At 70.6% G+C, this 9,801-nt stretch carries 7 protein-coding genes and 1 pseudogene; 5 read left to right on the top strand and 3 right to left on the bottom strand.

Annotated elements, in window-relative coordinates; all coding sequences use genetic code 11:
* The 3 genes from trkA to GJ634_RS12130 form a co-directional block, all read left to right on the top strand.
* A partial coding sequence (gene trkA, locus GJ634_RS12140) for a Trk system potassium transporter TrkA (RefSeq protein WP_157503009.1) occupies positions 1-803 on the top strand: 803 nt, incomplete at its 5' end.
* Positions 804-819: 16 nt separating this feature from the next.
* Complete coding sequence (locus GJ634_RS12135; RefSeq protein ID WP_157503008.1) at positions 820-2,388, top strand: TrkH family potassium uptake protein; 1,569 nt, start codon at positions 820-822, stop codon at positions 2,386-2,388.
* Between the two features lie 63 nt (positions 2,389-2,451).
* The gene (locus tag GJ634_RS12130) at positions 2,452-4,776 is read left to right on the top strand and encodes an amino acid permease (RefSeq protein ID WP_157503007.1); all 2,325 of its coding nucleotides are present in this window, start codon (positions 2,452-2,454) and stop codon (positions 4,774-4,776) included.
* Between the two features lie 9 nt (positions 4,777-4,785).
* Here the strand turns inward: GJ634_RS12130 and GJ634_RS12125 are convergent.
* The 3 genes and pseudogenes from GJ634_RS12125 to GJ634_RS12115 form a co-directional block, all read right to left on the bottom strand.
* Positions 4,786-7,019 (bottom strand): annotated as a pseudogene (locus GJ634_RS12125) (amino acid permease).
* Positions 7,012-7,449 (bottom strand): universal stress protein, encoded by a 438-nt coding sequence (locus GJ634_RS12120; protein WP_331714151.1) that lies wholly within the window; start codon positions 7,447-7,449, stop codon positions 7,012-7,014. The pseudogene GJ634_RS12125 and the gene GJ634_RS12120 overlap by 8 nt, the downstream one beginning before the upstream one ends.
* Before the next feature lie 129 nt (positions 7,450-7,578).
* A complete protein-coding gene (locus GJ634_RS12115) occupies positions 7,579-7,989 on the bottom strand; it encodes a hypothetical protein (protein ID WP_157503006.1) in 411 nt (136 codons plus the stop codon).
* Positions 7,990-8,088: 99 nt separating this feature from the next.
* On the opposite strand from GJ634_RS12115, the gene GJ634_RS12110 reads away from it, so the two are divergent.
* Both GJ634_RS12110 and GJ634_RS12105 read left to right on the top strand, forming a co-directional pair.
* Positions 8,089-8,739, top strand: coding sequence for an adenylate kinase (locus tag GJ634_RS12110; protein ID WP_157503005.1), 651 nt, complete (start codon positions 8,089-8,091; stop codon positions 8,737-8,739).
* A gap of 75 nt (positions 8,740-8,814) precedes the next feature.
* Positions 8,815-9,681 carry a DUF106 domain-containing protein gene (locus GJ634_RS12105; RefSeq protein WP_157503004.1) on the top strand — a complete coding sequence of 289 codons (867 nt, stop codon included), beginning with the start codon at positions 8,815-8,817 and terminating at the stop codon, positions 9,679-9,681.
* The last annotated feature ends 120 nt before the right edge of the window (positions 9,682-9,801 follow it).

Raw genomic sequence — 9,801 nt, 5'->3', positions numbered from 1 at the left:
TCATCCCCGAGGGCGCCGACCACGCCAGCGTCCCGCACGGCGACACCGTCATCGAGGGGAACGCCCGCGTGGTGGTCGTCGGCCGGCCGACCAGCGTCCGCGATTTCTCCCGCACTCTCGACCCCGAGAGCGCGGCCAGCGAAGTCCAGGACGTGGTGGTCGTCGGCGGGTCGACGACCGGGAAGCTCACCGCGGAGGCGCTCGTCGACCGCGGCATCTCCGTGCGGCTCATCGAGTTCGACGAGGCCCGCGCCCGCGAGCTCGCCGAACTGCTGCCGGACGTGACGGTGTTCTCCCACGACGCCACCGACCCCGAGTTCCTCTCCCGGGAGCACATCCAGGACGCGGACGTCGTGGTGTCGACGCTCGGCACGGACGAGCGCAGCCTGCTGGCGGCGCTGCTGTCGAAGCGCGAGGGCGCCGACCGCGCCATCGCGGTCGTCGAGCAGGCGCGGTACGTCGACCTCTTCGAGACCGTCGGCGTCGACGTCGCGGTGAACCCCCGCCGGGTGACCGCCGAGGAGATTACGCGGTTCACGCGTGAGCGCCGCGCGGAGAACGTCGCCATCATCGAACCCGGCGGCGCGGAGGTCGTGGAGGTCGAGGTCGACGACGAGAGCGTGCTCGCCGGCCGCACCATCGAGGAGGGCGTGAGCGCCCTGCCCGGCGGCGTCGTCGTGGGCGCCATCACGCGGGACGGCGAGTACGTGACCCCGCGCGGCAGCACGCGCGTGGAGGTCGGCGACCACGTCGTCGCGTTCGTGCAGGCCGACGCCATCGACGAAGTCACCGCGAAACTATGACGCCGCGGAGGCACCGATGACCGTCCGCGTCCAGTGGCGGGACAGCGTCGCGCTCGTCGGTACGGTCGTGAAGTGGCTGTCCGTCCCGCTGCTCGCGCCGCTGGCGGTCGGGCTCTACTACGGCGACGGCGGCGTGGCGGCGTTCGCCGCGACGGTCGTCGTCGCGTTCGCCGCTGGCGCCGTCTTGGAGCGAGTGGGCGACCCGACGGACCTCGGCTCCCGCGAGGGGTTCCTGATGGTCGCGCTGACGTGGCTCGCGGCGAGCGTCGTCGGCGCGCTCCCGTACCTGTTCGCCGCCCACGGCGTCCCCGGGGTCGCGGCGGCGTCCGCGCCCGGGTCGACGCTCGGCAACCCCGTGAACGCGCTGTTCGAGACGATGAGCGGGTTCACCACCACCGGGGCGACGGTGATGGGCGACATCTCCTTCGACACCCACTCCCACGCCGTCCTGCTGTGGCGCCAGCTCACCCAGTGGCTCGGCGGCATGGGCATCGTCGTGCTCGCGGTCGCCATCCTCCCCGAACTCTCCGTCGGCGGCGCGCAGCTGATGGACGCGGAGGCGCCCGGCCCGAGCATCGAGAAGCTCACGCCCCGCATCGCCGAGACCGCGCGGGCGCTCTGGCTCGCATACGCGGGCATCACCCTGCTCGAAATCCTGCTGCTGTACGGCCTCCACCGCACGGGGTACGCGCCCAACATGGGGCTGTACAACGCCGTCGCGCACGGCCTGACGACGATGGCGACCGGCGGCTTCAGCCCCGAGGCGCGCTCCATCGAGGCGTTCTCCGGCGTCGTCCAGTGGGTCGTCGTGCCGTTCATGCTCGCGGCGGGGACGAACTTCGCGCTCATCTGGCAGGCCCTCACCGGCGACGCCGACGCGCTGTTCGAGGACTCGGAGTTCCGCTTCTACGTCGGCGTCGTCGGCGCCGTCACCGCGCTGCTGGCCGGGCTCCTGTTCACGGGACCGGCGCTCGGCCTCCGGGACGCGGTCGGACCGATCGCCGGGAACCTCGAAGCGTCGCTGCGCCACGCGGCCTTCCAGGCGGCCTCCATCGTCACCACCACCGGGTACGCGAGCGTGGACTTCGCGCAGTGGAACGGCGCCAGCCAGTACGTGCTGTTCGTCGCCATCTTCCTCGGCGGGAGCGCGGGCAGCACGGGCGGCGCGGTGAAGATGGTGCGGTGGCTGGTCATCCTCAAGAGCCTCAAGCGCGAGCTGTTCGTGACCATCCACCCGTCGGCCGTCGAACCCGTCCGGCTCGGCGGGCGCGCGCTCGACGAGCAGGCCGTCCGGGGAATCTACGCGTTCACCGCCGTCTACTTCGCGCTGTTCGTCGCGGGCACGGTGTTCGTCGCCGTCGACGCCACGCGCATCGAGGAGTCGTTGACCGCGCTCGAGGTGATGAGCGCGGTCGCCGCCACCCTCGGGAACGTCGGCCCGGGCTTCGGGCTCGTCGGCCCGATGGGGTCGTACGCGTTCCTCCCGGAGACCACGAAGCTCCTGCTGGTCGGGCTGATGTGGGTTGGCCGGCTGGAGGTTCTGCCCGTGCTCGTGCTGTTGACGCGGGCGTACTGGACGTCGTAGCGCGCCCGCGACGGCGCGCTTCGGGAACAGGTTTTATCGGGGTCTCGCGGATACCAGCACTCGATGGTCGAACACACCCGTTCGCTGGGGTTCCGGGTCGCGTTCGCGCTGGGGCTCGGGACGATGATCGCGGCCGGCATCTTCTCGCTGTCCGGAATCGCGGTCGCGCGCATCGGTTCGAGTGCGGTCGTCGGGTTCGTCATCGCCGCGGCCGTCGCCAGCCTCACGGCGGCGTCGTACTCCGAGTTCGCGTCCATCTACTCGGAGAACGGCGGCGGCTACCTGTTCACCTCGCGGACGTTCGAGAGCGACCGCCTGACGTACTTCGTCGGCGCCTCGCTGTTCCTCGGGTACACGGGGACGACGGCGTTCTACCTCGCGACGATGGACGAGTGGTTCTTCACGTTCATCATCCCCGAGACGGTCCGCCTGGGCGGGCTCGCGACGCTCCACCTCCACGCCGCGCTCCCGCACGGCAGCGTCGGCGTGGTCACGGCCGTGCTGCTCGGCGCGCTGAACGCACAGGGGACCGAGGAGAGCGGCAGCTTCCAGGTGGTCGTGACGGGCGCGAAGGTCGCGGTGCTGGTGGCGTTCGTCGGCGGCGCGGTGGCGTACGCCGGGCCGACCGCGGCCGCCGGCGAGTTCGCGACGCAGTTCTCCGGCGACCTCGCGGGCATCGTCTCGGTGGCGTCGCTGGCGTTCATCACGTTCTTCGGGTTCTCCGCCATCGCCGCCAGCGCCGGCGAAATCATCGAACCGCGGAAAACCGTCCCGAAGGCAATCGCGGCGAGCATCGTCACGGTGACCGTCCTCTACACGTTCGTCATCGTCGCGATGGTGAACGCGCCCGTCGACGAGTCGGTGCTCCGCGCGGGCGAGACCGCGATGGGCGATGTCGCGGCGGCGTTCCTCGGCCCGGCGGGGCAGGCGCTCATCGTCGCGGGCGCGGTGTTCTCGATGGTGAGCGCGTCGAACGCCAGCGTGCTCGCGGCCAGCGGCATCGGGTCGCTGATGGGCGACCGCGGGCAGGCGCCGCGGTCGTTCGCGCGCATCCACCGGGAGTACGGCACGCCGTTCTGGAGCGTGACCGCGGTGACCGCGACCATCGTCGCGCTCATCGTCGCGTTCGTCGGCGTCTTCTCCGGGCACGGCCTGCTGGGCGGCGTCGACCTCGCGACGCTGAACGTCGCGGGCGTCGCCGTCGAGCTCCCGCCGAACCTCGGGCTGAACGCGCTCACCGGGTTCGCGACGTTCAACCTCCTCGTGCCGCTGGCGGTCGTGAACGTCGCGCTCGTCTACTCGCGGCGCCGCTTCCCCGACCTCGACCGCCCGCTGCGCGTGCCGCTCGTGCCGCTGGTGCCCGCGCTCGGCGTCGTCGCGAACCTCGCGCTCGTCACGAACCTCCCCGTGCAGGGCGTCGTCGTCGGCACGGGCGTGGTCGTGCTCGCGGTCGCGGGCCACCTCCTGTGGGGCGGCGCACCGGAGACCGAGGAGCTCCGCGAGGTCGTCGCGGAGACGCCGACGGACGGCGACGGCGACGAGGAGTACAGCGTGCTCGTGCCGGTGGCGCGACCCGGCGAGGCCGTCAACCACGTGCAGGTCGCGGGCCGGCTGGCGAACGCGCGAGCCGACGACCCCGTGGTGCGCGTGCTCACCATCACCCAGCTCCCCGACCAGACGCCCAACGAGGTCGCCCGCGAGACGGCGTCCGGGCGCGTCGACAACATCGAGTCGCGGCTCGCGGCCGCGGACGTCGGCGTCGACTACGAGGTCGAAGGCCACCTCTGCCGGGACGTCGGGTTCGACATCGTGAAGACCGCGCGGGACACGGCCGCCGACCTCGTGATGATGGGCTACCCCGAGGAGAACCGCGCGGTGACGACGAAAGTCCAGTTCGACTCGCCGTGCGACGTGGCGTACGTCGCGGGGTTCTCGGACGCCGAGCCGCTGGACACGGTCTGCGTGGGCGCGGGCGGCGGCCCCCACCACGAGGCGCTGCTGCCGCTCGTCGACGCGCTCGCCCGGCACGGCTCCGCGGTCCACGTGGTGCGCGTGACGCCGACCGGCGAACACGGCACCCCGGAGGCGATAGAGGGGACCGTCGCCGCGCTCTCGACCGACGTCAGCGTCCACCAGGTGGAGGTCGACGTCATCGGGGACGCGCTCGCGGAGACCGCCGCGGACAACGACGCCGCGCTGCTGGTCGGCGCGACCCGCACCCGCGAACTCCGGCGGTGGGTGCTCGGCAGCACCGCCGACCGCTCGGTCGCGGCCGCCCGCGAGCGCGACGTCCCCGTGCTCGTCTACGCGGAGTCGACGGGCGTCCTCGACCGCGCGGCGGAGCTGCTGTTCCCGGTGTACCGGTACGTCGAGAAGCTGCGGAGCTGACCGCCCGGGCTACCCGAACAGCCGTTCGAGCAGCGACCGGCTGCGCTGTTTCTCCGCGAGCAGGACCGAGCAGTCCACGTCGTAAAGCACGTCGAGGACGAGCGACCCGCGCACGAGTCGGCCGAGCAGGCCGCGCTCGGTCGCGCCGACGACGAGCATCGACGCGTCCTCGGCGGCCCGCGCGATGGCCGGCTCGACGTCGCCGGTCTCGACGCGCAGCTCGGCGTCCGCGAGGCCGTTCTCATCGGCCCACGTCTCCAGAAACGCCCTGCCGTCGTCGGCGTCGTCGGCGACGTGCAGTAAGGTGATTTTGCTGCCGAACTGCTCGCGGAAGTACCGCGCCATCGCGGCGCCGAGCTCGGTGTCCGGGCCGCCCGCGGTCGGCACGACCACGTGCGACGGGTCGAACCCGCGGTCCTTGAACACGAGCACGTCACACGGCAGGTCGCCGGCGAGCTCGTCGACCGCGGATTCGGCGCGGCCGGGTGAGCCGTGGCTGTCCTCGCCCCACCCCATCACGAGCAGGTCCGCATCGTACGTCCGCGCGGCGTCGAAGACCTCCTCGAACGAGCGGTGGGAGAGGATGGTGTGGGTCTCGACGGGGACGCCGAAGTCCTCGGCGTCGGCCTTCGCGTCGGCGAGCAGCTGCTCGCTGTCCTCGGTGTCGACGAACTCGTCGAGGTGTTCGTCGGCGTACTGGAGGTTCGTCTGGTCGGGGACGGGGACGATGTGGACGGCGACGACCTCGCCGCCGTTGGCCTTCGCCGCGGCCGCCCCGACGGTGATGAGGTTCGTCTCGTGTTCGGGGTTCGCCAGCGGCACGAGCACGCGGTAGTTCGAGCCGTCGGGCGCCAGCGACTCAGCGGCGGAGACGGCGGCGTCGGGCGCCGCGTCGGGGTTGCGCTGGAGGTGCTGGGAGAGGATGCCGGTCTTGGTCGCCCGGGAGCGCGCGTACACGAAGTACCACGCGGCGGCGAACACCACGAAGGCACCGGTCCCCGCGATGATTGTCGGGTTGATGAACGCGATGAGCGCGAACGACGTGACGGCGCCCAGAATCGGCGTCGCGGGGTAGAACGGCACCGTGAAGTCCGGGTCGTACTCGGGCGGGTCGACGGTCCGCATCACGACGAGCGCGACGTTCAACAGCCCGTAGATGACGAGGTGGAGCGTGCTCCCCATCGTCGACAGCGTCTCGAGGTTCCCGAGCAGCACGAACACGAGGATGAACACGCCCGTCAGGCCGATGGCGCGGTACGGCGTCGCGAACCGGCCGTGAATCGTGTTGAGGGAGTCGGAGACGATCTTGTCCCGGCCCATCGCGAAGTTGATGCGCGAGGACGCCAGAATCGAGGCGTTCGCCGACGAGGCGGTCGCGAGCAGGCCGCCGAACAGCAGCGCGACGGCGCCCGCCGGCCCGAGCAAGCGCCGCGCGACGTCGACGACGGCGGTCTCGTTGCCGGCGACGAGCTCGTTCGGCACCGCCGCGAGCACCACCAGCAGGACGAGCGCGTAGATGAGCGTGACGAGGACGACGCTCCCGATGACCGCCCGCGGGAGGTTCTTCCCGGGGTCTTTGATCTCCTCGGCGACGCTCGTAATCTGGACGAAGCCAAGGTAGGAGACGAAGACGAGGCCGGTCACGGGCAGCACCGTCGAAAAGCCTTTCCCCTCGCGGACGAGCGGGAACAGCGAGTTCAGGTCGGCGTTCCACGCGCCGACCGCGGTGAACACCGCGAGGATGGCGACGAGCGTGACGACGATGACGTTCTGGAGGCCGCCGGTCTCCTTCGCGCCGACGTAGTTCACGCCGACGAAGAACGCGGCGCCGACGAGCGCGACGACCTTCGCCGGGCCGAGCACGAGCGGGCCGAGCGAGAAGCCGGGAACCGCGAGGAACGTGACGACGTACTCGCCGAGCCCGAACATGTAGAACGCGGACGCGAACGCCAGCCCCATCCAGTTCGCCCACCCCGCGATGGAGCCGAACAGCGGCCCCATCGCGTGGTTGACGTAGTAGTACGCGCCGCCGGCCTTCGGCATCGCGGTGCCGAGTTCGGACGCCGACAGCGCCGTCAGGAGCGCGATGCCGCCGCCGATGAGGAACGCGAGCGCGGACAGCGGCCCGGCGTCATCGACGGCGCGCCCGGCAGCACGAAGATGCCGGCGCCGATCATCGTCCCGACGCCGATGGTCAGCGCGGCCAGCGGCCCGAGGTCCTTCGCGAGCTCCTGGTCACTCATCGGCGTCCTCCGCGGGGAGCACGACGACCGGGAGCTCCGCGCGCTTCACGAGGTCGCGGGCGTTGTCCCCCGTGAGGAGGTCGAGCCAGCGGTTGCTCTCCCGGGGCGTGAACGCGACCGCGCTTGCGCCGTGGTCGCGGGCCGCCGCGAAGATGCCGTCGGCGACGTCCTCGTCGAAGCGGAGGTCCGTCTCGCAGGCGACCCCGGCGTCCGCGCAGGCGTCCTCGACGACCGCGAAGATGTCCTCGGCGTACAGCTCGCGCTGCTTGACGCCGGCCTTGTCCATCGCGCCGCCGCCCTTCTCGACGACGTGGACGGCGATGATCGACCCGCCGGCGTCGCTGACGCGGGGCAACACCGCCCGCATCGTCGTCTCCGCGTCGGCCTCGCTGGCGACGGGGACGACGACGGTCTCGAGGAGGTCACCCACGCTGACCACCCGGCTCGGGCGTCGTTCGAACACCCAGCCCTACGGGCGTTGTGTGCGAGAAGTTCATGGTCGGGTCTGCGCGCCGAACGCCCTTATACTTTGAACTCTGCGACGGCACCGCCGGAACCCTCACACCTCGACCGCCCAAAGCCGGAACTCCGCGGGGAGGTCGTACACCTCCTGGAAGACGGCGTCGACGAACTGGCCGATGCGGTCGTCGTCCGCGCGCGCCTCGATGCGGACGTTCGTCCCCGGGGACTCCGCGGCGGACTCGGCGGGGACCGTCTCGCGCTCGGCGATGGTGAACGCGCCGAACCGGGAGACGACCGTCGACAGCCGGTCGAGTTCCGCGTCCGTGCAGTCGAGGTTGAGCGTGCCGTCCGCGAACTGCACCCACGGCGGGAGGAACTCCGGGTCGCCGCTGGGGTCGCTGTCGGCCTCCAGCGTGCAGAACGCGCTGTCGCGCTCGCGGTGGGCGGCGATGGCGTCCGCGACGAGTTCGATGCGGCCGGCGTCCGTCTCGGCGTCGAACCGGGTCATACGGTGGGTTTGGCGGGCCGCCCTCAAAGCAGGTCGGGTGTGGGCGTCAGTTCGGCCGGAAACAACACCTCCTTAATCGAGGCCCGGAAACTGGCTGCTATGAGTAACCCGCGAATCCTGATTCTGGGTGCGCCCGGCGCCGGCAAAGGGACACAGAGCCGCCGACTCGTCGAGGAGTTCGGCGTCGAACACGTCACCACCGGTGACGCGCTCCGCGCGAACAAGGGCATGGACATCAGCCACCTCGACCTCGAGTACGACACGCCCGGCGAGTACATGGACGCCGGCGAGCTCGTCCCCGACGAGGTCGTCAACGAGATCGTCAAGACCGCTCTCGAGGAGGCCGACGGCTTCGTCCTCGACGGCTACCCGCGCAACGAGTCCCAGACGGAGTACCTCGACTCCATCACCGACCTCGACGTCGTCCTCTACCTCGACGTCGACGACGACGAACTCGTCCGCCGGCTGACCGGCCGCCGCGTCTGCGAGGACTGCGGCGCCACCTTCCACGTCGACTTCGACCCGCCCGAGGAGGAAGGCGTCTGCGACGAGTGCGGCGGCGACCTCTACCAGCGCGAGGACGACACCGAGGAGACCGCCCGCGAGCGCATCAACGTCTACGAGGAGAACACCGCGCCCGTCGTCGAGTACTTCCGCGACGAGGGCGTCCTCGAGGAGATCGACGGCGAGCAGACCCCCGACGAGGTCTGGGCGGACGTGAAGGCGGCCGTCGAAGCGAACGCGAACTGACCGGCCTCTCGGCCCCGCCGCCGGCGGGGCTTCCGTAAGAGGTTCAAGCGCCCGCTCCAAAGGGCAGCCAAGAAGATGTCTCGAACCGCGGAGAAAGTCCGCTCGCTGGTCCGCGAGGACCCGGAACTGGCCGACGTACTCGACGACCTCCTCGACCACGAGGGCGAGATTCGCTGGCGGGACGTCAAGGGCGACGTCTCCAGCGGCCAGTGGGGCCGCCTCCTCGAGAAGGACGTGCTCGTGGAGTCCGACGAGGGCTTCGAGTTCGACGACCCCGAGGGCGTCCGCGAGGGGCTCGAACCCGAGGAAGACCTCGACGACAGCCCCGAGTCGTCGTCGTGGTCGAAGTGGGACAAGCTCGCGGCCGTCGGGTCGTTCGCCGCCATCCTCGGCTACAACTTCCAGCCGATTCAGAACACCATCGGCGGCGCCGTCGACGTCGTGCTCAGCCCGCTGGAGGCCGTGCTCCCGTTCTACGTCGTCGTGATGGCACTGGCCGTCCTCACGGGCCTGTACTCGACGCTCCTGCAGGCGAACCTCACGGACATGGACAAGATGTCCGAGTACCAGGAGCGCGCCCAGAAGCTCCAGGACAAGATGTCCGAGGCCAAGGAGCGCGGCGACGAAGCCGAGATCGAGCGCCTGCGCGAGGAACAGATGGAGGCGTTCGGCGACCAGGCCGGCATGCTCAAAGAGCAGTTCCGCCCGATGGCGTGGATCATGCTCCTGACCATCCCGGCGTTCCTCTGGATGTACTGGAAGCTCGGCACCGTCTACTCCGGCCGGGAGATCGTGATGGTGCTCCCGCTCACGGGCGAGGTCGACTTCAACCACGGCCGCCTGCTCGTGTTCCCGACGTGGATCATCTGGTACATGGTCTGCTCGTTCAGCTTCTCGAACATCATCCGGAAGGCGCTGAACATCCAGACGACGCCCACGTAACCACTTTTTGCGCTGCGTGGGGCGCGTGGAGCGCGCCCCACTCGGCAAAAACTTGGTGAAAAAGCACTCCTCCTTCGGTCCGCTTCGCGTCCCTCAGTCGTCGGCCTCCACTCGTTCGCT

This window comes from Halobacterium sp. CBA1126 (assembly GCF_009741975.1).
Taxonomy (GTDB): domain Archaea; phylum Halobacteriota; class Halobacteria; order Halobacteriales; family Halobacteriaceae; genus Halobacterium.
The sequence above is the reverse complement of the archived record's forward strand: the minus strand, read 5'-3'. Positions and strand labels throughout refer to the sequence as shown.